This is a genomic window from Frigoribacterium sp. CFBP 13712 (assembly GCF_014842255.1).
Lineage (GTDB): Bacteria > Actinomycetota > Actinomycetes > Actinomycetales > Microbacteriaceae > Frigoribacterium.
The window spans coordinates 299,601-322,633 of record NZ_JACYVH010000001.1; the positions used below are offsets into that span (position 1 = coordinate 299,601).

Here is a 23,033-nt window from a genome sequence, read left to right on the forward strand (position 1 = left end):
GGTCAGCGCGCGTCGCCGAGGGGGACGGGAGTCGCCGCGACGACGTCCGCCACGACGTCGTAGGCGGCCGAGACCGCCCCGGCACCGGCTCGCCCGGCGAGGATGATGCGGTGACCGAGCACCGGCCCGCTCATGGCGTCGATGTCGTCGGGCACGACGAACTCGCGACCGTTGAGCGCCGCCCACGACTTCGACGCGCGCATCAGCTGCAGGGTGGCCCGCGGGCTCGCGCCGAGTCGGACGTCGGGGTGCACGCGCGTGGCCTGGACGACGGCGACGGCGTAGCGCTCGACGGCCTCGGCCGTGTAGACGGCGCGGACGGCGGCGATCATGCGGCGGAGGTCGGTCAGCGACACGAGGGGCTTCAAGACGTCGAGCGGGCTGACCCGTTCACGCTGCTGCACCATGCGGAGCTCGCTCTCGGCGTCGGGGTAGCCGAGCGAGATGCGCGCCATGAACCGGTCGCGCTGCGCCTCGGGAAGCGAGTACGTGCCCTCCATCTCGACCGGGTTCTGCGTCGCGACGACGAGGAACGGATCGGGCAGGGGGTGCGTGATGCCGTCGACCGTCACCTGGCGCTCCTCGAGGCTCTCGAGCAGGGCGGACTGCGTCTTCGGGGACGCGCGGTTGATCTCGTCGCCGATGACGACGTTGGCGAAGACCGGGCCGGGCTTGAACTCGAACCCCCCGGAGGGCCGGTCGAAGACCGAGACGCCGGTGATGTCGCTGGGCAGCAGGTCGGGGGTGAACTGGATGCGCGTGACGGTGGCGTCCACGGCCTTGGCGAGCGCGCGCGCCAACTGGGTCTTGCCGACCCCCGGGACGTCCTCGATCAGGAGGTGCCCCTCGGCGAGCAGCACGGTCAGGGCCGTGCCGATGGCGCCGTCCTTGCCGTCGATGACGGTGCCGATGGCCTCGAGGATCCCCCGAGCGCGTCGCTGCACCTCGACCAGCGGCATGAGGCCCTCGTCGGCGGAGGCGCTCGGCCGGTCGGCGGGACGGCTGGTCGTTGTCATCGGATCGCTTTCTGAGGAGTGATCGAGCGGTTCGGCGGGAGGAGCGTCACACGGTGTTCGGAACGGACCCCCTCGAGGAGGCGGTCGTCGCGATCACCCGGTGCGTCTCAGGTGGTCTCGAGGTACTCCGCGACGACCCTCGGCACGTACGGCGACACGTCGCCGCCGAGCCCCGCGACCTGCCGGACGAGCGAGCTCGAGACGTGCGCGTGGGCGGGGTCGGGCAGGAGGAAGACGGTCTCGACGCCGGCGAGGCTGCGGTTCATGATCGCCATCGGCGTCTCGTAGGCGACGTCGACCTGCGAGCGGATGCCCTTCACCAGCACGCTGGCGCCGACGTCGGTGCAGTAGTCGACGAGCAGACCCATGCTCCAGCTGTGCACGCTGACGGTCTCGGGCAGCCCGGCCTCACGCAGAGCGGCCGTGAGCAGCGAGACCCGCTGGGTGAGCGGGAGCAGAGCCGACTTGTCGGGGTTGTGCACCACGAGCACATGCACCTGGTCGAAGATGTTGGCGGCCCGGGCGATCACGTCGATGTGGCCGAGGGTGACGGGGTCGAACGACCCGGGGACGACGGCGATCCTGCTCATGCGGACACAGTAGCGGCCCGGCCCGGGAGGTTGGCCGAGCATCCACCGGACGTCGGGAGCGCAGGCGGAGATGTCAGTTCTTGCCCATCGCCTCGCGTCCGCGATCGTCGAGCCGTCTCGCGATGGCCGCGGCCAGGGCGGGGTGGTCGGCCAGGCGCGGGTCGTCGTCGAGCACCTCGGCCGCGTGCTCTCGCGCGAGGCCGATCAGGTCGCCGTCGCGGGCGACCCTCAGCAGTCGGAGCGACGACCGGCCGCCGGACTGCAGGTTGCCGAGCACGTCGCCCTCGCGGCGCAGGTCGAGGTCGACCTGGGCTAGCTCGAAGCCGTCGAGGGTCGACGCCACGGCGTCGACCCTCTCGCGGGCGACGGAGTCGGCCGGCGCGGACGTCACGAGCAGGCACAGACCCGCGTGACCGCCTCGACCGACGCGCCCCCGCAGCTGGTGCAGCTGCGAGACGCCGAACCGGTCGGCGTCGAGCACGACCATGGTCGAGGCGTTGGGCACGTCGACACCGACCTCGATCACCGTCGTCGCGATGATCATGTCGATGTCGCCGGCGGCGAACCGGCGCATGACGTCGTCCTTCTCGTCGGACGACATGCGACCGTGCAGCGGCTCGATGACGAGACCGTCGAGCACCGGCAGCGAGGCCGTCAGCGCGACGATGCCCTCGACGCTCGCCCGGGGCGGGGGCGCAGGCGGCTGGTCGCCCCCGTTCTGCCCGTCGGCGCCCGCCGATCGAGCGCCGCCGCCGGGCTCGGAGTCGCCGCCCGGCCCCGTGTCGTCGCCGGGCCCCGCGTCGTCGCCGGGCTCCGTCGTGACGGCGTCGATGGCAGGGCAGACCACGAAGACCTGGCGCCCCGCCGCGATCTCCTCCGCGGAGCGCTGCCAGACGCGGTCGACCCAGCCCGGGTGCTCGGCGAGCGGCACGACGAACGACTCGATCGGCTGACGCCCCTTCGGCAGCTCGGCGATGGTCGAGATGTCGAGGTCGCCGAACACCGTCATCGCGACGGTGCGGGGAATGGGCGTCGCCGTCAGCACCAGCACGTGCGGCGGGGTGGCGCCCTTCTTGCGGAGCGCCTCCCGCTGATCGACGCCGAAGCGGTGCTGCTCGTCGACGACGACGAGCCCGAGGTCGAAGAACCCGACCGTCTCGCTGATCAACGCGTGCGTGCCGACGACGATGTGCGCCTGACCGCTGACGATCGAGAGGAGCGCCTTCTTGCGCTGGGCCGTGGTCATCTGCCCCGTGAGCAGGGTCGGCCGCAGCCGGGCGGACAGGTCGGGGCCGAGGGTCGCCGTGATCGAGCGGAGGTGCTGTGCGGCCAGCACCTCGGTCGGGGCGAGCAGCGCCGACTGCCCCCCGCTCTCGGCGACCGCGAGCATCGCCCGCAGCGCGACGAGCGTCTTGCCCGAGCCGACCTCGCCCTGGACGAGCCGGTTCATGGGGACCTCGGCCTCGAGGTCGCGGGTGATCTCGTCGCCGACGAGACGCTGATCGCCCGTGCGCTCGAAGGGCAGGGCCGCGTCGAACAGGTCGAGCATGCCCCCCGCGAGGGCACGACGGGGTGTCGCCGCCGACCGGCGGACGAGGGCGCGCTGCTGCAGCAGAGCGCTCTGCAGCACGAACGCCTCGTCGAAGCGCAGGCTGTCGCGGGCCGTGAGGTGGTCACGGTCGGTCTCGGGTCGGTGGATGCGCTCGTACGCCTCGGCCAGGGGCATCAGATCGAGCTCGGCACGGACCGCGGCCGGCACGGCGTCGTCGATCGGCGGCAGCGAGTCGAGCAGCACCTCGACCGACTTCTGCACCTGCCACGACGCCACGGAGGCGCTCGCGGGGTAGATCGGGATCGGCTGCTTCGCCCACTTCTGCGCCTCGGCGTCGCCCACGCCCGCGACCGCCTCGTGCGAGGCGTCGAAGAGCTCGTAGTCGGGGTGCGCCAGCTGCCGCAGCCCGCGGTAGTCGCCCACCTTGCCGGCGAAGATGCCCCGGGCGCCCGGCACGAGGTCTTTCGCGCGCCACGCCTGGTTGAAGAAGGTGAGGGTCAGGATGCCCTGGCCGTCGCCGATGCGGACCTCGAGGATCGACCCGCGGCGAGCGCGCATCGTGCGCTCGCGCACGTCGAGCACCTGGGCCACGATCGTGACCGATTCGCCGAGCGGCAGCTGATCGAGCGCCGTCAGCTCACCCCGCCGGGCGTACCGCCTCGGGAAGTGCGTCAGCAGATCGCCGACGGTGCGGAGGCCGAAGGCCTTCTGCAGGGCCGTGGCCGTGCGGCCGCCCAGGGCACCGGCGAGGGAGGCGTCGAGGGGTGAGTCGGGCACGACCCCACGCTACTGCCCGCCTCCGACACCGGTGCCCGGGCTCACGCGCGCCACGGGCGGGCGGCCTCAGAGGGTGAAGTCGTACCCGCCGGAGGCGCGGGTCGACGCCGCGAGCTCGGTCGCGTGCCGGTCGTCGTTCACCTCGAGGGCCCGCAGCTGCCGTGACACCCCGCGTGCCGACTGCTTGCAGAACCCGACGGCGAGGCGACGTTCGGCGTCGGAGTCGACCCGCGCCTCCTGCAGGGCCGTCGACGCCCGCGACAGCACGGCCGTCTGCGCGTAGATGCCGCTCGCGGCGTCGGCGAGGCGCTTCTGCACGAGCTGTCTCTCCTGCACCTTCCTGCCGTGCTTGCGGAGCGCCCCCTCGGTGCGCTCGCGCAGCCGCGACACCTGGTCGCCGAGCTCCGCTGCCTGCTTGGCGAGCTCGGGGTGCACTCCGACCGGGCGATCGGGTCGGAGCCGACGCTGCACGCGACCCGCGACGTACGGCGCCAGCACGCCCAGCGCGCGACCGGGGGCGCCGATGCTGAGCGACGCGACGTCGGGCAGCTCCTCGCTGAGCGTCTTGAGGCCGTTCAGGGCGACGAAGGCGCGCAGGACGTCGTTGGCCCCCTCGAAGATCGGGAAGATGCGGAAGTCGCGCAGCGCCTTCGACAGCGGGTGCCCCTCCATGTACGCCTCCCCGCCGTGCAGCTGCACGGCCCGGTTGAGCGCGTACCAGCCCGTGTCGCTCGCGGCGACCTTCGTCATCGCCGACTCGAGCGCGAAGTCGGTGTCGCCGCGGTCGACGAGACCGGTGGTCAGATAGGACATCGACTCGATGCCGTAGATCTGCTGCGTCATCCAGGCGAGCTTGTCGCCGACCATCTCGAAGTCCGCGAGCGGTCTGCCGAACTGGTGACGCGCCTCCGTGTGCTCGAGACTCAGCTGGAGGAACCTCTTCATGCCGCCCGCGATCGCCGTGCCCATCGACATGCGACCGTTGTTGAGCGTGTTCACCGCGATGCGGAAGCCGTCGCCGGGTTCGCCGAGCAGGTTCTCGGCGGGCACCCGGACGTCGTTGAAGCGCACCCGCTGCAGGTGGTTGGCCTTCAGGCCGTGCGTCTCGAACCGCGGGCCGGTGCTCAGCCCGTCCATGCCCTTCTCGACGATCAGCGCGACGTGCCCGAGGTCGCTCTGCGCGAAGACCGTCAGGACGTCCTTGTCGCCGTTGCCGATCCAGCGCTTCTCGCCGTTCAGCAGCCAGCTGCCGTCGCTCTGCCGCTCGGCCCGGGTCTCGAGCGCGTAGGCGTCGCTGCCCACGTTGGGCTCGGTGAGCACGAAGGCCGCGAGCTTCCGGCCGCTCGCCAGGTCGGGCAGCCAGCGGGCCTTCTGATCGTCGGTGCCGTAGAGGTGCAGCGGCTTGGTGCCGATCGACTGGTGCACGCCCATGACGGTGGCGAGGGTGCCGTCGACCCGGCCGAACTCCTCGTAGACGCGGCAGTAGGCGCTCTGACCGAGACCGAGACCGCCGTACTCCTCCGACACGAAGAGCCCCATCAGACCGCGCTCGCCCAGCTCGCGGACCAGGTCGTCGCCGATCCAGCCCTCGCGCTCGGCCTTCAGCGGGTCGTAGCCGGCCAGCACCTCGCGCGCCGACGCCGACACCGTCTCGACCCGCGCCTTCTCGGCCGCCGACATGTGCGGGAACGGCAGCACCAGCTCGGAGGCGATCCGCCCCGCGAACAGGGACTTGGTGAACGAGGGCCGGACAGTACGATCAACGCTGGTCATGCTGCGAGATGCTTCCGAAAGCGCGACGCCCTGCCAAGTCCGTTGTGCCTCATCGACGAAGCACGACCGGGCCGGGCGCGGACGCGTTGTCGGGATGCTCGAAGCGGCGCCGCCCCCGGAGACCGGGAGGCGGGACCGACGCAGACCCGGAGGCGGACCGACGCAGACCCGGAGGCGGGCCAACGAGACGGGCGGGCCACCGCGGCCTGGCATGGTTGACCTCATGTCCCGCATCATCTCCGGCTTCGCCGACAACCTGACGCTCGTCGTCCCCAAGGTCGGCACCCGGCCGACCAGCGACCGAGTCCGTGAGGCGCTCTTCTCGTCGCTCGACGCCCGCGACGAGATCCGCGGTCGACGCGTTCTCGACCTCTACGCGGGCACCGGGGGCCTCGGCCTCGAGGCGGCATCGCGCGGCGCGGCCTCGGTCACCCTGGTCGAGAAGGCCCCGGCGGCGGCGAAGGTGCTGCGGCGGAACGCCGACGCCGTGCTGGCACGGGCCCCCAAGCCCCCGCGCGGCGCACCCCCGCGCGTCGACATCGTGGCGCAGACCGTGCGGTCGTACCTCACGGGCTCGGGCGGGCTCGTCGACCTGGTCTTCTTCGACCCGCCCTACGAGCTGTCGAAGGACGAGCTCGCGGCCGACCTCGCAGCGCTGCTGCCCCTGCTCGACGCCCAGGCGCTGGTCGTCGTCGAACGCGCCAGCCGCGACGGCGAGCCGAGCTGGCCCGCGGGGCTCACCCTCGACGTGAAGAAGCAGTACGGCGACACGACGGTCTGGTTCGCCCTCCGCGACTGAACCGCCGTCAGTCCCCGCTCGCGCGACCCGTCGTCAGCCCCGTTCGCCCGACCACAGGCGATACGGGTCCCAGCCGCCCTCCGGGCCGGCGTCGCCGCCGTCGACGACGACCCGCGGCTCACCGGACCCGACGGCGCGCATGACGCCGATCGCCCGGAACCCGCCCGGCAGCGCCGCACCCGGCGGGAACGTCGCGAGCAGCGAATGGTCCTCTCCCCCGGCGAGGGCCGCCGCGGGATCGCCGCCCAGCGCCGACGAGTCGAGGTCGACCACCAGACCGCTCGCCCGCGCGACCCGACCCGCGTCGAGGGCCAGACCATCCGAGAGGTCGAGCATCGCCGTCGCACCGGCCCGGGCCGCGATCGGCCCGTCGACGATCGGCGGCGTGGGGGCGAGCTGCCAGCCCACGTCGGGGTCGCGCTCGCGCAGAGCCGTCGCGGCGGCACGGTCGGGGACCCCGTCGTGGTCGACGCCGAGACGGAAGAGCAGCTCGAGCCCGCGGGCCGACCGGCCGAGCGCGCCCGACACGGCGACGACGTCCCCCTCGCGGGCGCCGTCGCGGGTGACCGGCGGCCGCCCCTCGAGATCGCCGAAGGCCGTGACGGCGATCGTCATCGTCGCCGAGACGGACAGATCACCGCCGACGACGCCGCAGCCCGGGGCCATCACGGCGCAGGCGTCGCGCAGCCCGTCGGCGAGGGCCTCCAGATCGGACACCGGGGTGTCGCCCGGCACCGCGAGGGCCACCACGAGAGCGGTCGGCACCGCCCCCATGGCGGCCACGTCGGCCAGGTTCGAGGCGGCGGCCTTCCAGCCGAGGTCGTACGGGGTCGACCAGGCGAGACGGAAGTCGGGGCCGTGCACCATCAGATCGGTCGTCACCACGAATCGCCCGTCGGGTGCCGAGACCACCGCCGCGTCGTCGCCCGGCCCCAGATCGGTGCGGGCCCCGCGGGGCAGTCGGGGCAGGATGCGCGCGAGGGTGGCGAGCTCGCCCACCCCCTGCACCGTGGCGGGTGGTTCGACGTCGACCGACGTGGCGGGGCGTTCCATGTGACGACGGTAGCCTGGTTGCCGTGCCCAGCCCGACCAGGCGACCTCGTCGCCGCCTCCTCCGTCTGCTCGCCGCCGGCGCCGTGATCGCCCCGGCGCTCGCCGGCTGCACGGCGGCCGTGCCGATGACGGCGGCGGCCGATGCGAACGACGCGGCCTGCGCGCAGGTGACCGTGCACCTCCCCGAGACGGTCGGCCCCGACAACTCCCCCTTCGAGCGCCGCGAGACCGACGCGCAGGCCACCGGCGCCTGGGGCACGCCGACGCAGGTCCTCCTGCGCTGCGGCGTCGAGGCCCCCGCCGTCTCCGATCTGCCGTGCTACCCCGTCAGCGGCGTCGACTGGCTCGCCGATCAAGATGCCGACGACCCCGACACCTTCGTCTTCACGACCTACGGTCGCACGCCCGCCGTCCAGGTGATCGTCTCCGCCGAGGCGGGCAGCACCGCGCTCTTCGACCTGGCCGACGCGGTCGGCTACCTGCCGAACGACGGTCGCGGCTGCGTCGGCGTCGACGACCTGCCCGGCACCGAGGCGACCCCGTCCTCCTGAGCCGACCCGCGCCTCCTCGGCCGCCCCTCCCCCGAGGAGGCGCGGGTCGACTTCCGCAGGAGGCCCTGGCCGGTCAGCGCTCGGTCTGCAGCCCGAGCTCGATCAGCTCGGTGATGAGCTCGGGGTAGCTGAGTCCGCTGGCCAGCCAGCAGGCCGGGAACATCGAGATCGGCGTGAAGCCGGGCATGGTGTTGATCTCGTTGATCACCCAGCCGTTGTCGGTGAGGAAGAAGTCGACCCGCGACAGCCCGGTGCCGTCGACGGACTCGAACGCGAGCGCGGCGAGTCGCTGCATCTCGGCCAGCTGGTCGTCCGTGAGGTCGGCCGGGCAGACGAGATCGGCGCCGGGCGCACCCAGGTACTTCGACTCGAAGTCGTAGAAGGTGTCGCTGCCGAGCACGATCTCACCGCCGACGGAGGTGCGGGGCGACCCGCCGTCGCGCCCGCCGAGCACGGCGCATTCGATCTCACGCCCCGAGACGGCGGCCTCGACGAGCACCTTGCCGTCTTCGGCGAGCCCGATCTCCATCGCGGCTGCGAACTCCGCCTCGGAGTCGACCCGCGAGACGCCGACGCTCGACCCCGCGCGGGCCGGCTTGACGAAGACGGGGAACCCCAGGGGCGCGACGTCGGCGATCACCTGGTCGGGGTCGCTCAGCCAGGTGCGACGGCGGACGGTCCGCCACGGGGCCACCGCGATGCCGGCCTCTTGCAGCACGGTCTTCGTGAAGTGCTTGTCCATCCCGACGGACGACGCCAGCAGACCCGCCCCGACGTACGGGAGGCCGACGAGTTCGAGGAGCCCCTGGACGGTGCCGTCTTCTCCGAAGCGACCGTGCAGGATGGGGAAGACGACGTCGACGGCCCCGAGCAGGCGGACCGAGCCGTCCGGCTCGACGACCGAGAGCTCGCGAGTCGCGGCGGACTCGGGCCAGTGCACCCTCGTGCCGTTGTCGACGACGGCGGGCAGCGTCTCGCCGGTCAGCGAGAAGCTCGACGCGTCGTCCGCCTGCAGGGTGAAGGCGCCGTCGCGGGTGATGCCGACCGGGATGACGTCGTAGCGACTGCGGTCGATGGCCGAGAGGACTCCCCCGGCGGTGGCGCAGCTGATCGCGTGCTCGCTCGACCGGCCGCCGAACAGCACGACGACCGTCTGCTTGGCGCCCGCGAGGGGGGTGGGAGCGGGGCTGGCCTGATCGATGCTCATCGGGGTCACTCTCGGGGTGGTCGGCGGGCAGGCGACTCGGGGCGGCGTCGCACCGGCGCGCGCCGTCGACCCCCGGTCACTCGCCCTGGGGCTCGCTGGTCTCGGTGAGGTGCGGAGCGATGTTCCGCGGGTCAAGCGTACCGGCGAGCACTTCGGCGACCTGCTGCACGATGGGCATGTCGACGCCGCGACCGCGGGCCAGCTCGAGGATCGGCGCGACCGACGCGAGACCCTCGGCGGTCTGGTTCATCTGCCGCACGACGTCGCCGAAGGCGTACCCCTGACCGAGGAGGCGCCCCGCGGTGTTGTTGCGCGACAGGGGCGACTCGCACGTCGCGATGAGGTCGCCGAGCCCGGCGAGACCGGCGAGCGTCTCGGCCTTGGCCCCGAACGACACCGCGAACGCCGTCATCTCGGCCAGACCGCGCGTGATGATCGACGCCTTGGTGTTCTCGCCGTAGCCGACGCCGTCGACGATGCCGATGGCGACCGCGATGAGGTTCTTCAGCACGCCCCCGAACTCGGTGCCGATGACGTCGGTGTTGACGAACGAGCGGAAGTACGGGTTGGTGGCGGTCGCGGCGACGAGCGTCGCCGTCTCGAGGCTGTGCGACGACACGACCGCAGCGGTCGGCTGCCGCTTCGCGATCTCGAGCGCGAGGTTCGGGCCCGAGGCCACGGCGATGAGCGACCTGTCGATGTCGAGCTCGCTCTCGATGACCTCGCTCATGCGGAGGCCGGTGGCCTTCTCGACGCCCTTCATCAGGCTGACCACGGGCACGCCGCGCGGCACGAGCGAGCGGATCGCCGAGAGGTTGTCGCGGAGGGTCTGACTGGGCACCGACAGGTAGACCTGCTCGGCACCCGCCAGCGCGGTCTCGACGCTCGACGAGGCCACCAGGGTGCGCGGGAGGTTGATGCCCGGCAGGTAGTCGGTGTTGCGCTTGCTCTCGGTGATCTCGCGGGCGACCTCGGGGCGACGGGCCCAGAGCGTGACGTCGGCGCCGCCCTCGGCGAGGACCTTGGCGAACGTCGTGCCCCAGCTGCCCGAGCCGAGCACCGCGACTCGACGCGGCACGGAGTCCCGCATGACGATCGAGATCGCCTCGGTGGTGACGGCGCCCTCGCCGAGTGATTCGATCGCGCCTTCGCGCGACGCAGGACTACTCAAAGCGGCCGGTCTCCTTCTGGTCGTTCTTGGCGGGGTTCCAGCGCTCGACGGGTGCCTGCTCGTCTCGGAGGCGCTCGAGGAGTCCGGTGATCGCCGCCATGACGAGGGCGGTCGCCTCGGTCATGGAGGCCTGGTCGAGGGGCCGGTCGCGGTAGGCCGAGAGATCGATGGGATCGCCGACGATCACGCGGATCCGCTTCCGGGGGAACGGACGGAGCTTCGACGAGTAACGCCCCATGAGCTCCTGACTGCCCCAATGGGCGACGGGCACGAGAGGCACACCGGCGGCGAGGGCCAACCGGACGGCCCCGCTCTTGCCCTTCATGGGCCAGAGGTCGGGATCGCGGGTGAGCGTGCCCTCGGGGTAGACGATGACCCCGCCGCCCACCGAGGTGAGCCGACGCGCCGCGGCCAGCGGATCGCTGTCGTGGGTGCGACCGGCGCGCTCGACGGGGATGTGCCCCATCGCGTGCATCAGCCGGCCGAAGACGGGCACGCGGAAGAGCGACGCCTTCGCCATGAACCTCGGCAGACGCCCGAGCCCGTACATCACGCGCCCGACCACGACGGGATCGATGTTGGTGATGTGATTGGGCGTCAGCACGAACGAGCCGGAGGCGGGCAGCTTCTGCCCGTCGACGACCTCGATCTTCGCCATCAGATCGAACAACGGCGCCGCAGGGATGGCCAGGGCCCGGAAGATCGCGCCCTTGTCCATGCGGCGCCCACGCGTCGCGACCGGGACGACGGGGGCGTCCGGGTCACCGGGGGGTGCCACGCTCCGATCAGCCCTTGAAGTCGAAGTCGGCGCCCAGCTTGCGGAGCTTCGCGATGAAGTGCTCGTACCCGCGGCTGATGATGCCGACGTTGCTGATCTTCGACTCGCCCTCGGCCGTCAGGGCCGCGATGAGGTGGCTGAAGCCGCCGCGCAGGTCGGGGACGCGGATGTCGGCGCCGTGCAGCGCGGTCGGGCCGTTGATGACCGCCGCCTGCTCGAACTCGCGACGCGCCACGCGACGGTCGTGACCGGGCAGACCCTCTTTGTGCACCGTGATGTCGGCACCCATGTCGTTGAGGGCCTCGGTGAACTGGAAGCGGTTCTCGTAGACGGTCTCGTGGACGATCGAAGTGCCCTGCGCCTGCGTGAGGGCCACGATCAGCGGCTGCTGCCAGTCGGTCATGAAGCCGGGGTGCACGTCGGTCTCGACGACGACGGGCTTGAGCTCGCCGCCCGGGTGGAAGAACCGGATGCCGTCTTCGTGCACGTCGAAGTCGCCGCCGACCTTGCGGAAGACGTTGAGGAACGTCATCAGGTCTTTCTGGTCGGCGCCCTCGACGAAGATGTCGCCCTTGGTGGCGAGAGCGGCCGCGGCCCAGCTCGCGGCCTCGTTGCGGTCGTTGATGGCCCGGTGCGTGTAGCCGCGGAGCTTCTCGACGCCCTCGATGAAGATGACGCGGTTCGGCTCGACCGAGACGATGGCGCCCATCTTCTGGAGGATCGCGATGAGATCCATGATCTCGGGTTCGATGGCCGCGTTGCGCAGCTCGGTGACACCCGTGGCGAGCACGGCGGTCAGCAGCACCTGCTCGGTGGCGCCGACGCTCGGGTAGGGCAGCTCGATGTTGGCGCCCGCGAGACCGTTCGGGGCGGTCAGGTGGATGCCGTTGTACGACTTGTCGACGACGGCTCCGAACGCACGGAGGGCGTCGAGGTGGAAGTCGATGGGGCGGTCGCCGATGCGGCAGCCGCCGAGGTCGGGGATGAACGCCTCGCCGAGGCGGTGCAGCAGCGGGCCGCAGAAAAGGATCGGGATGCGGCTGGAGCCGGCGTGCGCGTCGATCTCGGCGAAGTGGGCCGACTCGACGTTCGACGGGTCGAGGATCATCTCGCCGCGGGCCGGGTCGGTGATGCGGACGCCGTGCACCGACAGCAGACCGCGGACGACGTTGACGTCGCTGATGTCGGGCACGTCGCGCAGGATGCTCGGGGTGTCGCCCAGCAGCGACGCGACCATCGCCTTGGTGGCGAGGTTCTTGGCGCCGCGCACCTCGATGCGACCGATCAGCGGCTTGCCGCCGCGGATCACGATCTCGTCGGACTTGAGCCCCACACGGGCCCCTGCTGCTGCTGCGTCTTGGATGAGCGAGTTCACTTACTTCACCGGCAATGTCTTCGGGCGCCATGCGGCGCGGCGGGTTTCGAATTCTGTGATGGCCGCTTCGTCGCGGAGGGTCAGGCCGATGTCGTCGAGGCCTTCGAGGAGTCGCCACTTAGTGTAAGCATCGACTTCGAACGGGACCGACAGGTCGCCGATCGTGGCGCGTTGCGACTCGAGGTCGACGGTGATCTCGACACCGGGGGCGGCCTCGACGGCGGCCCACAGGCGCTCGATGTCGTCTTCGGCGACCATGGCGGCGAGGAGACCCTGCTTGCCCGAGTTGCCGCGGAAGATGTCACCGAACCGGGCGCTCAAGACGACGTCGAAGCCGAAGTCGCGGAGTGCCCAGACGGCGTGCTCGCGGCTCGACCCCGTGCCGAAGTCCGGCCCGGCGATCAGGACGCGGGCGCCCTGGTACTCGGGTCGGTTGAGGACGAAGTCCGGGTCCTGGCGGGCGGAGAAGAACAGGGCGTCTTCGAAACCCGTCTTCGTGACCCGCTTGAGGAACTCGGCCGGGATGATCTGGTCGGTGTCGACGTTCGACCGCTTCAGCGGCGCCGCCACCCCGGTGACGGTGGTGAACTTCTCCATCAGAGCGCGCCTCCTGAGGGGGTGCCGGTCAGGCGCTCGGCGAGGGCGTCGCCGATCGGGGTGTCGGAGGTGAGATCCCAGGGGGACGACAGCGTGCCGCGGACGGCGGTCGCCGCCGCGACGAGGGGCGAGACGAGGTGGGTGCGACCGCCCTTGCCCTGACGGCCCTCGAAGTTGCGGTTCGAGGTCGACGCGCAGCGTTCGCCCGGTGCGAGCTGGTCGGGGTTCATGCCGAGGCACATCGAGCAGCCGGCGAAGCGCCATTCGGCGCCGAAGTCGGTGAACACCTTGTCGAGACCCTCGGCCTCGGCCTCGAGGCGCACCCGTGCGGAGCCGGGCACGACCATCACGCGGACGCCCTCGGCCTTCGTGCGACCCCGGATGATCGACGCGAAGGCGCGGAGGTCTTCGATCCGGCTGTTCGTGCACGAGCCCATGAAGACGGCGTCGACCGCGATGTCTTTCATGGCCGTGCCGGCCTCGAGCGCCATGTACTCGAGGGCACGCGACGCGGCGGCGCGCTCGTTCGGGTCGACGATCGCCTCGGGGTCGGGCACGGACTCGCTGAGCGAGACGCCCTGACCCGGGTTCGTGCCCCAGGTGACGAACGGCTCGAGCTCGTCGGCGTCGAGGAAGATCTCGGCGTCGAACACGGCGTCGTCGTCGGTCGGCAGGGTCTGCCAGTAGGCGACCGCGTCGTCCCAGTCGGAGCCCTCGGGGGCGTGCTGACGACCGCGGAGGTAGTCGTAGGTGGTCTCGTCTGGGGCGACCATGCCGGCCCGGGCACCGGCCTCGATCGACATGTTGCAGATCGTCATGCGCCCCTCCATCGAGAGGGAGCGGATCGCGCTGCCGCGGTACTCGAGCACGTAGCCCTGCCCGCCGCCGGTGCCGATCTGGGCGATGACGGCCAGGATGATGTCCTTCGCGGTGACACCGGGCCGGAGGGTGCCCTCGACCGTGACCGCCATCGTCTTGAACGGCTTGAGAGGCAGGGTCTGCGTCGCCATCACGTGCTCGACCTCGCTGGTGCCGATGCCGAACGCCATGGCCCCGAAGGCCCCGTGGGTCGAAGTGTGCGAGTCGCCGCAGACCACGGTGATGCCGGGCATCGTGAGCCCCAGCTGCGGGCCGACGACGTGGACGATGCCCTGCTCGGCGTCGCCGAGGGGGTGCAGGCGCACGCCGAACTCGGCCGTGTTGCGACGAAGGGTCTCGATCTGCGTGCGGCTGGTCAGATCGGCGATCGGCCGGTCGATCGCCAGCGTGGGCGTGTTGTGGTCTTCGGTCGCGATCGTCAGATCGGTGCGACGCAGCGGCCGCCCGGCCTGACGGAGGCCGTCGAAGGCCTGCGGGCTCGTGACCTCGTGGACGAGGTGGAGATCGATGTAGAGAAGGTCGGGGGCGCCGTCTTCGCCCTTGACGACCACATGGTCGTCCCATACTTTCTCGGCCAGCGTTCTACCCACGGGCCCGCCTCTCTCGATGTCTGCTGCTCGGATGATCGTCGAAGTCTACGCCAGGGTCGTGCGCGAGTCCTCGGTCGAGGGGGCAACGCGCGGGGCCGGTCCGCCCATTCCCGCCGACCGGGCGAGCACCGACGCGGACGGCTCCGAATACCATGACGGCAGTCGTCGGACGCACCGGCGGCGCCGCTCGACGAGGAGGTCGATCCGCCCGTGCCCGACCCCCTGCCCGGCCCCGCGCGAGACCCGTGGCGACGACTGCGCGCCGTCCGCGGTCGACGTGCGCCGCGCCTCCTCGGGGGCTACCTGGCGCTGCTCGTGGCGACGGCGATCGTGCTGGTCGCGGGGTGGGCGGCCGACCCCGACTACGGCACGGAGCCGCCGTGGCGCGGACTCGTCGTCGACGACCTCCGCTCGGCCCCCGGCGAGACCCTCTGGTCGCTCGACCTCGCGGCGCTGCTGGCCCCCGAGGCGCCCGCGCACTGCGTGCATCTCTGGCCGTCGGCCGCCGAGTCCGGTCTGGTCGCCGTCACCACCTCGATCGACCTCGACCTCGAGGCCGACGTGGACCTCCGCGCCGACGACCTCGCGCAGGCCGCCGAGTGCCGCACCGCGGCGTTCGCCCACGACACGAGCCGCGTCGCCCTCGTCGACGTCCGCACCGGAGCCGCGGTCTGGGTGCACGACCTCGTCGACGACGTCCCCGACGCCGACCCCACGAGCATCCCGTCGGCCCAGGTGGTGCCGGCGGCGGGCCGCGTGCTCGTGCAGACGCAGTCCGAGCGCGGGCTCGTGCAGGCGGCGCTTGCCCTCGACGACGGACGGCATCTCGAGACGGCCCGCGAGCGCCGCGACCTGCCGAGCATCAGCGTGGCCACGCTCGGTCGCCTCCAGCTGCGCTCGGCGGCGGCCGCGGTCGGCGACCCCGACGCGTACGCCCTCGTCGACGCCGCCGCGCTGACCGTGCCGGTCTGGCGCGGATCCGCGGATCGGGGCGCCGCTCCCCTGCTGGTGCCCGGCGCCCTCATCGTGCGCATCGAGGGGCGCACGGTCAGGATCGACGGGCGCACCGGCGAGATGACGCCGTACCGGTCGGACCCCGATCTGGTCGCGGTCGGCTCACCGGGGCCGGGCGACGACGACCTGTTCGCCGTGCGCTCCGGTCCCGGCGGCCGCGTCGTCTCGGCCCTCGACCCCGACGGCGCCGCCCGATGGGCGCGCCCCCTCGACGCCCGCTCGATCGCGTCGACGCCCGGCTGCCTGCTCGTGACGTCCGACGACGACACGACGACGTGCCTGCGGCCCGCAGACGGCACGACGCGCTGGTCCGTCGACGGTGCGGCCGCGACGGCGCGCGGAGTGCCCGGGCAGGTCTCCGACGACGTCTACGGCATCGCCCGCCGCGACGGTCGACCCCGACTCACGGCCCTCGACGGCCCCACCGGGCGGTCGGTGTTCGACGTCCCCGCGGGCGATCTCGAGACGGTCGTTGCGGCTTCGCGCACCGTCGTCTACCTGGCGAAGGGCGCGTCGCCGCAGAGCAGGGCCGTGGCCGCCCACGACGCCGCCTCGGGACGCCCGCTCTGGACCCTCCGTTCGGCGGGCAGCGTCTCGTTCTGGGGCGGAGCGCTCGTCGAGGTCGACGGCGTGGGCGTGGCGCGACGACTCGGCGGCGGTCAGCGGATCGGGGCGACCTCGTGACCCGGCCATCCGACCGACAGGCCGAGGAGGCGCGGGCCGGCACCCGACGGACCTCCCGTCGACGGGGCCGTCGCGTCCGTTCGGGCTGGCACCGCGCCTCCTCGGCCCGCCGCATCGCCACTGCCTACCTCGTCGGCGTGATCGTCACCGTCGTCGTGATCGTCGCGCTCGTGCCCGGGCAGCCGCGGTACGGGGCGGACCGGCCATGGCGCGGCGTCGCGGTCGACGACCTGCGGGAGGCGCCGACGGCCACCGGCTGGTCGGTCGACCTCGGTGCCGCGCTCGCGCCCGGGACGCCGGCGGAGTGCCTGCGGTTCCGGGACGAGCCGATCGACGATCGTCGGGTGCTGCTGCGCGCGGCCGGCGCGTGGACCTACGGCTTCGCCAACGACGGCGACTGCGGCGGGGCCACGGCGGGCGTGGGCACTCGACTGGCGTCGTTCGACACCGACCTCGGGCGCGTGCTGTGGGTCCACGACGTGGCCGACGACATCCTGGCGCTCGGGCTGCGGGGCCCGGTGGAGCTCGCGTCGGCCACGGTCGTCGACGACGCCCGCATCGTCGTGGTGCGGGCCCGGGCGGACGGCCAGACGGTCCTCGTCACCCTCGACGCGACCACCGGTGAGCCGAGGCAGCAGACGGCCCCGGTGACGACGGTCGACTCGGAGCAGTTCCAGACGGCGGGCCGCACGGTGATGACCGGCGGGCAGACGGCGGAGGGCGCGACGTATGCATTCCAGCTGCGCGACGTCCGCGATCTCGACCTCGTGCTCTGGGCCGGCCCCGGGAGTCTCGAGGGCCAGGCCCTCGCCCTGCCGGACCGCCTCGTGGTCGCCCGCCCGGGAGGCACGGTGCAGGTCGGTCTCGACGGTCGCGAGACCCCGTGGCGGGGGGATCTCGCCGCGCTCGGCGGCTACGTCGCCCGCCCGGACTCGATCGTGGGGCCCGTCCGCGGCGTCGACCGGGGCTTCGCCGCCGTCGACCTCGACGGACGGCCGCTGTGGACCTCCACCCCGGAGGCGTCGGGCTCGTACTCGACGTCGCGGACGTGCCTCACCGTCACCGATCTGAGCGACGACCAGCTCAGCTGCGTCGACTGGACCACCGGGGAGGTGCGGTGGTCAAGACCGGCGGACGGGGCCTCGAGCGCCGACGGGCTGCCCGGTCAGACCGACGACACGGTGTACGCCACCGTCACCGCGCCCGGCGCCGGCCCGCAGTCGGTCGTCGCCCTCGACGGCGAGACCGGGGCCGCACGCGCGACCATCGCCCTCCCCGACGGCGCCGTGCTCGTCGCCGCATCGCGCACCGTCGGGTACGCCCTCGCCTTCGGCAGCTCGGGCGGGCGCTCGACCCTCGTCGGGTTCGACCTCGCGACCGGCGAGACGCTGTGGTCGTTCGCGGGTCAGCTGCAGATCGGCACCTGGGCCGGGCGCTTCGTCGAGGTCGACGTGGACGGGGTGGCCCGTCTGCTCGAGGGGACTACCCGGAACGTCGTCGCCACGCCGTGACGTGTCGAGCGGCCGGTGAGGCTGGGCCTCGACCTCGACCGGCGCCAAGTGCCGGGAGACGACGAAACCCGCTCAGCCTGAGCTGAGCGGGTTTCGTGGTGGTGACCCCAACGGGATTCGAACCCGTGTTACCGCCGTGAGAGGGCGACGTACTAGGCCGCTATACGATGGGGCCGTATTTGCAACTCGTCGAGTATGCCACAGCTGTCGAGCGCCGCACAAATCGGCCCGGTTGCGCGGTTCGGAGCCGAGTCGCAGGCTCTGCCGTACTGCGCCAGAGCAGCGGGAGTTCTCCTTCTGCAGCAGCCGGTGTATCGTGCACAGCACTGAGGTAAAAGGCGTCGCGCTCTGCGGCGCACCCGCACGCGGCATCGAACGAGTCGCCACTTCTTCCCAGAAGGAGTGCGCCCCCGTGTCCCCCAGTCCCTCTCCCACCCGCGGTCGGCTGCCTGCCGGCGACGCGCCTCCCCGGCTCTCCGACTCGTGGATCGCCCTGGCCGGGCTCTCCGCGGTGTTCCTCTTCGAGATGCTCGACACCTCGGTGCTGAACGTCGCCCTGCCGACGATCGGCCGTGAGCTGGGCTCGTCGACGACGGGGCTGCAGTGGGTGTCCGGCGCCTACGCGGTCGCCTTCGGCGGGCTCATGCTCCTCTTCGGCGCCGTCGCCGACCGGGTGGGGCGCCGCCGTATCATGCTCGCGGGCCTCGCGCTGCTGGCCGTGGCGAGCCTCGCCACCGTGGCGGTCACGACCACCGAGCAGCTGATCGCCGTCCGGGTGCTGACGGGCATCGCCGCGGCGATGACCACCCCCGGGTCGATGGCGCTGGCGTTCCGGCTGTTCGACGACGAGGGCCTCCGCGTCCGGGCTCTCACGGTGATCTCGACCGCGGGGCTGGTGGGCCTCGCCGTCGGCCCGACCGTCGGCGGGTTCGTGCTCGCCGTCGCCCCATGGCAGGTGCTGCTGCTGGCCGACGTGCCGATCGCCGCGCTCGCGTTCATCGGCATCCTCGTCGGCGTCGCTCGCGACGACGCGGCGGGGTTGCGGCGTGGCCCGGTGGTGGATCTGCACCTGCTCGCCCGCCCCCTGGTGTCGAGCGGCCTGGCGTTCAAGGCCGCGTCGGGCCTCGCCGTCGCCGGACTGTCGTACCTCGTCACGCTGCAGCTGCAGTTCGCCTGGGGCTGGCCGCCGGCCCTCGCTGCCGTCGGCACGCTGCCGCAGGTCGTCGTGCTCCTGGCCGGGGGCCGCCTCGTCGGGCCCTTCGTGCAGCGGGTCGGCCTGAGCCGGGCCGCCGGGGTCAGCGCCGCCGCTGTCGTCTCGGGCCTCGCGGTCTTCGGCGCCCTGAGTCGTCAGGGGTACGTCTGGGTGCTCGTCGCGCTCGTGCTCGTCGCCGTCGGCATGCGCGTCGTCGGCGTCGTGGCCGGAGTCTCCGTGCTCACGGGCCTCCCGGCCGACCGCACCTCGGTCGGCGCGGCCCTCGTCGACACCTCGAGCGAGCTCGCCGGAGGAGCCGCCGTCGCCGCCGCGGGCACGATCGTCGCCGCGTTCGTCACCGGCAGCATCACGACCGCCCCGTGGACGGCCTCGCGGCTCGCGTCCTTCGAGAACGCCCTCACCGTCGCCGGGCTCGGTCTCGCCGCGGTCGCCGCCGTGCTCGTCGCGATCGGGATGGTCCGGGCCCGGGCCGCCGACCCCGCCCTCGGCACCACTGCACCCACCCCCTCGTCCGCTCTCACCCCCACCGCCCAGGAGTCCTCTCGTGTCTGACAAAACAGCCCTGCCCCGCCCGCCGTTCGACCCCGAGTTCGCGCCCTTCCTGGAGGCGATGGAAGCCCGCGGCCGCTTCCGCCTCGAGACCGCGATGCTGCCGCAGATGCGACAGCTGGACATGAAGGAGGCGCAGCTCGACGAAGGGCTGCGGGCCCGCGGTCTCGAGAGGCGCAGCTTCACCGTTCCCGGGCACCTCGGCGAGCCGATCGCCCTCGCGGTCGTCCAACGCATCGGCCGCACCGGGACGGCGGCCTGCGCCTACGCCATCCACGGCGGCGGGATGATGTTCGGCCACCACCTCGGCAATCTCGACTCGTACGACGACTGGCTGTTGGTGCACGACGTCGTCCTGATCAGCCCCGACTACCGTCTCGCCCCGGAGCATCCCGACCCGTACCCGGTAGAGGACTGCTACGCCGGCCTGGTCTGGGTCGCCGAGCACGCCGATGAGCTCGGCGTCGACGCCGAGCGGATCGTCCTGGTCGGCCAGAGCGCCGGAGCCGGGCTGGCGGCGGGCACGGCGCTGCTCGCCCGGGATCGGCGGGGGCCGGCCGTCGTCGGGCAGGTGCTCGTCAGCCCCATGCTCGACGACCGTGACGCGACGCTCTCCGCCCGGCAGTTCGACGGGGTGGGTGTCGCCGACCGCGAGATGACCCGGTTCGGCTGGGACGCCTACCTCGGCGACCGTCGCGGAGGTGACGACGTGTCGATCTACGCCGCCCCCGGCCGCGCGAACGACCTGACCGGCCTGCCGCCGGCCTACGTCGACTGCGGCAGCACCGAGGTGTTCCGCGACGAGACCGTCGCGTACGCCGGCGCGCTCTGGGCGGCGGGAGTGCAGGCGGAGCTGCACGTGTGGCCGGGGGCGTTCCACGGGTCCACGAGCATGATGCCGGAGGCGATCCTGTCGCGCCGGGCCGTCACCGCTCTGCGCGACTGGACCGGGCGCCTCCTCGACCCCACGCCCTCGGGATGACTCGACGGCGCCGCCTGGATCCGCGCGTAGAGTCGCGCCCATGCGCCTCACCAAACTCGAACACGCCTGCCTGATCATCGAGATCGAGGGGCGGCGCCTGGTCGTCGACCCCGGGTCGTTCGGCTCGCCGATGATCGACGTGGCCGACGTCGACGCCGTCGTCGTGACGCACGAGCACCCCGACCACTGGACGCCCGACCAGCTCGCCCACCTGCTCGCGACGAACCCCGGCATGACGATCTACGGTCCGGCCGGCGTCGCCTCCGCGGCGGCCGACTTCGACGTCCACGTCGTCGCGGACGGCGACACGATCGAGGTCGGCCCGTTCGACCTCGCGTTCCACGGTTCGCGTCACGCCGTCATCCACGAGTCGATCCCCGTCATCGACAACGTGGGCGTGCTCGTCGACGGTCGGCTCTTCTACCCCGGCGACGCGTTCACCGTCCCGCCCGTTCCCGTCGAGATACTCGCCGCGCCCGTGGGCGCCCCGTGGTTGAAGATCTCGGAGGCCATGGACTACGTCACCGCCGTCGGAGCGACCACCGTGTTCCCCACGCACGAACGCACCCTCAGCGACGCCGGGCTCGCCATGCACTTCGACCGGCTCCGGTCGAGCGCCGAAGCGGCAGGCGGGCGGGCCGTGCTGCTGGCGGATCACGAATCCCTCGAGATCTGACGCCGCGCCTCCTCGGCGAGGTCTCAGCCGCTCCACCGCCGGACGACGGACCGCCCGCCCCCGGATACGGGGGCGGGCGGTCAGGGGGGTGTGGTCGGACTAGAGCGTGATGTCGATCTCGCGCAGCAGCTCGGCGTCGATCGTGACGCGGACCTTCTCGACGAGCTCGTCGGGCGCGGGGCTGTCGATGGTCAGCACGCTGAGCGCCTGGCCGCCGGCGCTGCGACGCGCGATCTGCATGCCGGCGATGTTGATGCCCGCCTCGCCGAACTCGCGCCCGTAGACCGCCACGATGCCGGGGCGGTCGCCGTAGACCATGACGAGGTGGTGCTTCGCGAGCGGCACCTCGACGTCGTAGCCGTTGATCTCGACGATCTTCTCGACCTGCTTCGTGCCGGTCAGCGTGCCCGACACCGAGATCTGCGAGCCGTCGCTGAGCGAGCCGCGCAGGGTGATGACGTTGCGGTACTCGTCGCTCGCCGGGTCGGTGAGCAGACGGACCGTGATGCCGCGCTGCTCGGCGAGCAGCGGCGCGTTCACGTAGCTGACCGACTCGCTGACGATGTTGGTGAAGATGCCCTTGAGCGCGGCGAGCTTGAGAACGCTGACGTCGTACTCGACGAGGTCGCCGCGCACCTCGACGTCGACGCTCGTGAGGGGGCTGTCGGCGAGGCCGGAGAAGACCTGCCCGATCTTCTCGACGAGGCCGATGCCCGGTCGGACGTAGGGGTCGATGACTCCCCCGGCGACGTTGACGGCGTCGGGGACGAGCTCGCCGCCCAGTGCCTGACGCACCGACCGCGCGACCGAGACGCCGGCCTTCTCCTGCGCCTCGGACGTCGACGCGCCGAGGTGCGGCGTGACCACGACGTTCTCGAGACCGAGCAGCTTCTGGTCGACGGGGGGCTCGGACACGAACACGTCGAGGCCCGCACCGGCGATCTCGCCCGTCGTGAGCGCCTCGTACAGGGCGTCCTCGTCGATGAGACCGCCGCGCGCGACGTTCACGACGAACGCGCTCTTCTTCATCGCCTTCATCTGCTCGAGACCGATCATGCCGGTGGTCTCGGGGGTCTTCGGCATGTGGATCGTGACGAAGTCGGCCGTGGCCAGCAGATCGTCGAGCGAGAGCAGCGTGACCCCGAGCTGCTGGGCTCGCGCCGGGGTGACGTAGGGGTCGTAGGCGACGACGTTCACGCCGAACGCCTGCAGACGGGCCGTGATCAGGGCGCCGATCCGACCCAGACCGACGATGCCGACGGTCTTCTCGAACAGCTCGACCCCGGTGTACTTCGAGCGCTTCCACTGACCCTGGGCGAGGGCCGCGTGAGCGGCGGGGATGTGCCGGGCGAGACTCAGGATGTGCCCGACCGTCAGCTCGGCCGCCGAGATGATGTTCGACGTGGGGGCGTTGACGACCATCACACCGGCGGTCGTGGCCGCCTTGATGTCGACGTTGTCGAGGCCGACCCCGGCACGGGCGACGACCTTGAGGTTCGGCGCCGCGGCGATGGCCTCGGCGTCGACCTGGGTGGCCGATCGGACGAGCACCGCATCGGCGTCGGCCAGCGCCGTGAGGAGGGCCGGACGATCGGTGCCGTCGACCGATCGCACGTCGAAGTCGGGGCCGAGGGCCTCGACGGTTGCGGGTGAGAGTTCTTCTGCGATCAACACGACGGGCTTTGCCACGGAGACG

The 23,033-nt window shown here is 72.2% G+C and carries 19 protein-coding genes and 1 tRNA gene; 7 read left to right on the top strand and 13 right to left on the bottom strand.

Annotated elements, in window-relative coordinates; genetic code table 11:
- Window positions 1-2: 2 nt before the first annotated feature.
- The 4 genes from IFT51_RS01355 to IFT51_RS01370 form a co-directional block, all read right to left on the bottom strand.
- Window positions 3-1,016 carry an AAA family ATPase gene (locus IFT51_RS01355; RefSeq protein ID WP_371740641.1) on the bottom strand — a complete coding sequence of 338 codons (1,014 nt, stop codon included), beginning with the start codon at window positions 1,014-1,016 and terminating at the stop codon, window positions 3-5.
- Between the two features lie 107 nt (window positions 1,017-1,123).
- Complete coding sequence (gene coaD, locus IFT51_RS01360; protein WP_192058352.1) at window positions 1,124-1,606, bottom strand: pantetheine-phosphate adenylyltransferase; 483 nt, start codon at window positions 1,604-1,606, stop codon at window positions 1,124-1,126.
- Between the two features lie 73 nt (window positions 1,607-1,679).
- Window positions 1,680-3,935, bottom strand: a complete 2,256-nt coding sequence (locus tag IFT51_RS01365) for a DEAD/DEAH box helicase (protein WP_192058354.1) — start codon at window positions 3,933-3,935, stop codon at window positions 1,680-1,682.
- A 66-nt stretch (window positions 3,936-4,001) separates the two neighbouring features.
- Entirely contained in the window at window positions 4,002-5,708 is a 1,707-nt protein-coding gene (locus IFT51_RS01370; RefSeq protein WP_192058356.1) for an acyl-CoA dehydrogenase family protein, read from the bottom strand.
- A 223-nt stretch (window positions 5,709-5,931) separates the two neighbouring features.
- Between IFT51_RS01370 and rsmD the strand changes: the two genes are divergently transcribed.
- Entirely contained in the window at window positions 5,932-6,507 is a 576-nt protein-coding gene (rsmD, locus tag IFT51_RS01375; protein ID WP_192058358.1) for a 16S rRNA (guanine(966)-N(2))-methyltransferase RsmD, read from the top strand.
- Between the two features lie 33 nt (window positions 6,508-6,540).
- Here rsmD and thiL read toward each other — a convergent pair whose 3' ends face one another.
- The gene (gene thiL, locus IFT51_RS01380) at window positions 6,541-7,560 is read right to left on the bottom strand and encodes a thiamine-phosphate kinase (protein ID WP_192058360.1); all 1,020 of its coding nucleotides are present in this window, start codon (window positions 7,558-7,560) and stop codon (window positions 6,541-6,543) included.
- A 23-nt stretch (window positions 7,561-7,583) separates the two neighbouring features.
- On the opposite strand from thiL, the gene IFT51_RS01385 reads away from it, so the two are divergent.
- Window positions 7,584-8,111: a DUF3515 family protein gene (locus IFT51_RS01385; RefSeq protein ID WP_243215511.1), complete on the top strand. Its 528-nt coding sequence runs from the start codon at window positions 7,584-7,586 to the stop codon at window positions 8,109-8,111.
- A gap of 73 nt (window positions 8,112-8,184) precedes the next feature.
- On the opposite strand, the gene IFT51_RS01390 is transcribed toward IFT51_RS01385, so the two are convergent.
- The 6 genes from IFT51_RS01390 to leuC all read right to left on the bottom strand — a co-directional run bounded on the left by IFT51_RS01390 (window position 8,185) and on the right by leuC (window position 14,708).
- Window positions 8,185-9,318 carry a D-alanine--D-alanine ligase family protein gene (locus IFT51_RS01390; RefSeq protein ID WP_192058362.1) on the bottom strand — a complete coding sequence of 378 codons (1,134 nt, stop codon included), beginning with the start codon at window positions 9,316-9,318 and terminating at the stop codon, window positions 8,185-8,187.
- Between the two features lie 76 nt (window positions 9,319-9,394).
- Window positions 9,395-10,408: an NAD(P)H-dependent glycerol-3-phosphate dehydrogenase gene (locus IFT51_RS01395; protein WP_192059231.1), complete on the bottom strand. Its 1,014-nt coding sequence runs from the start codon at window positions 10,406-10,408 to the stop codon at window positions 9,395-9,397.
- A gap of 73 nt (window positions 10,409-10,481) precedes the next feature.
- Window positions 10,482-11,267: a lysophospholipid acyltransferase family protein gene (locus IFT51_RS01400; RefSeq protein WP_371740642.1), complete on the bottom strand. Its 786-nt coding sequence runs from the start codon at window positions 11,265-11,267 to the stop codon at window positions 10,482-10,484.
- A 7-nt stretch (window positions 11,268-11,274) separates the two neighbouring features.
- On the bottom strand, window positions 11,275-12,642 hold the full coding sequence (murA, locus tag IFT51_RS01405; protein WP_192058363.1) for a UDP-N-acetylglucosamine 1-carboxyvinyltransferase: 1,368 nt from the start codon (window positions 12,640-12,642) through the stop codon (window positions 11,275-11,277).
- Entirely contained in the window at window positions 12,643-13,239 is a 597-nt protein-coding gene (gene leuD / locus IFT51_RS01410; protein ID WP_192058365.1) for a 3-isopropylmalate dehydratase small subunit, read from the bottom strand.
- Window positions 13,239-14,708, bottom strand: coding sequence for a 3-isopropylmalate dehydratase large subunit (gene leuC / locus IFT51_RS01415; RefSeq protein WP_192058367.1), 1,470 nt, complete (start codon window positions 14,706-14,708; stop codon window positions 13,239-13,241). The genes leuD and leuC overlap by 1 nt, the downstream gene beginning before the upstream one ends.
- Before the next feature lie 210 nt (window positions 14,709-14,918).
- Between leuC and IFT51_RS15460 the strand changes: the two genes are divergently transcribed.
- Together IFT51_RS15460 and IFT51_RS01425 are read left to right on the top strand one after the other, a co-directional pair.
- Window positions 14,919-16,406 carry a PQQ-binding-like beta-propeller repeat protein gene (locus IFT51_RS15460; protein ID WP_192058369.1) on the top strand — a complete coding sequence of 496 codons (1,488 nt, stop codon included), beginning with the start codon at window positions 14,919-14,921 and terminating at the stop codon, window positions 16,404-16,406.
- The gene (locus IFT51_RS01425; RefSeq protein ID WP_192058371.1) at window positions 16,403-17,917 is read left to right on the top strand and encodes a PQQ-binding-like beta-propeller repeat protein; all 1,515 of its coding nucleotides are present in this window, start codon (window positions 16,403-16,405) and stop codon (window positions 17,915-17,917) included. Before IFT51_RS15460 ends, IFT51_RS01425 begins: the two co-directional genes overlap by 4 nt.
- A gap of 99 nt (window positions 17,918-18,016) precedes the next feature.
- Here IFT51_RS01425 and IFT51_RS01430 read toward each other — a convergent pair.
- Window positions 18,017-18,092 (bottom strand) — tRNA-Glu (locus IFT51_RS01430).
- A gap of 237 nt (window positions 18,093-18,329) precedes the next feature.
- Here IFT51_RS01430 and IFT51_RS01435 point away from each other — a divergent pair.
- The 3 genes from IFT51_RS01435 to IFT51_RS01445 are packed head-to-tail and all read left to right on the top strand — an operon-like array spanning window position 18,330 to window position 21,337.
- Window positions 18,330-19,682 carry an MFS transporter gene (locus IFT51_RS01435; RefSeq protein WP_371740643.1) on the top strand — a complete coding sequence of 451 codons (1,353 nt, stop codon included), beginning with the start codon at window positions 18,330-18,332 and terminating at the stop codon, window positions 19,680-19,682.
- Entirely contained in the window at window positions 19,675-20,661 is a 987-nt protein-coding gene (locus IFT51_RS01440; RefSeq protein ID WP_192058373.1) for an alpha/beta hydrolase fold domain-containing protein, read from the top strand. The genes IFT51_RS01435 and IFT51_RS01440 overlap by 8 nt, the downstream gene beginning before the upstream one ends.
- A 40-nt stretch (window positions 20,662-20,701) precedes the next feature.
- Window positions 20,702-21,337, top strand: a complete 636-nt coding sequence (locus IFT51_RS01445) for an MBL fold metallo-hydrolase (RefSeq protein WP_192058375.1) — start codon at window positions 20,702-20,704, stop codon at window positions 21,335-21,337.
- Window positions 21,338-21,436: 99 nt separating this feature from the next.
- Here the strand turns inward: IFT51_RS01445 and serA are convergent, their stop codons facing one another.
- On the bottom strand, window positions 21,437-23,026 hold the full coding sequence (serA, locus tag IFT51_RS01450; protein WP_192058377.1) for a phosphoglycerate dehydrogenase: 1,590 nt from the start codon (window positions 23,024-23,026) through the stop codon (window positions 21,437-21,439).
- Between the last annotated feature and the right edge of the window lie 7 nt (window positions 23,027-23,033).

What these genes read in the sequence shown, in the direction of transcription:
- IFT51_RS01355 (WP_371740641.1), bottom strand. Translation starts at nt 1,016, where the DNA reads ATGACAACGACCAGCCGTCCCGCCGACCGGCCGAGCGCCTCCGCCGAC.
- coaD (WP_192058352.1), bottom strand. Translation starts at nt 1,606, where the DNA reads ATGAGCAGGATCGCCGTCGTCCCCGGGTCGTTCGACCCCGTCACCCTC.
- IFT51_RS01370 (WP_192058356.1), bottom strand. Translation starts at nt 5,708, where the DNA reads ATGACCAGCGTTGATCGTACTGTCCGGCCCTCGTTCACCAAGTCCCTG.
- rsmD (WP_192058358.1), top strand. Translation starts at nt 5,932, where the DNA reads ATGTCCCGCATCATCTCCGGCTTCGCCGACAACCTGACGCTCGTCGTC.
- thiL (WP_192058360.1), bottom strand. Translation starts at nt 7,560, where the DNA reads ATGGAACGCCCCGCCACGTCGGTCGACGTCGAACCACCCGCCACGGTG.
- IFT51_RS01390 (WP_192058362.1), bottom strand. Translation starts at nt 9,318, where the DNA reads ATGAGCATCGATCAGGCCAGCCCCGCTCCCACCCCCCTCGCGGGCGCC.
- IFT51_RS01395 (WP_192059231.1), bottom strand. Translation starts at nt 10,408, where the DNA reads ATGCGGGACTCCGTGCCGCGTCGAGTCGCGGTGCTCGGCTCGGGCAGC.
- leuD (WP_192058365.1), bottom strand. Translation starts at nt 13,239, where the DNA reads ATGGAGAAGTTCACCACCGTCACCGGGGTGGCGGCGCCGCTGAAGCGG.
- IFT51_RS01445 (WP_192058375.1), top strand. Translation starts at nt 20,702, where the DNA reads ATGCGCCTCACCAAACTCGAACACGCCTGCCTGATCATCGAGATCGAG.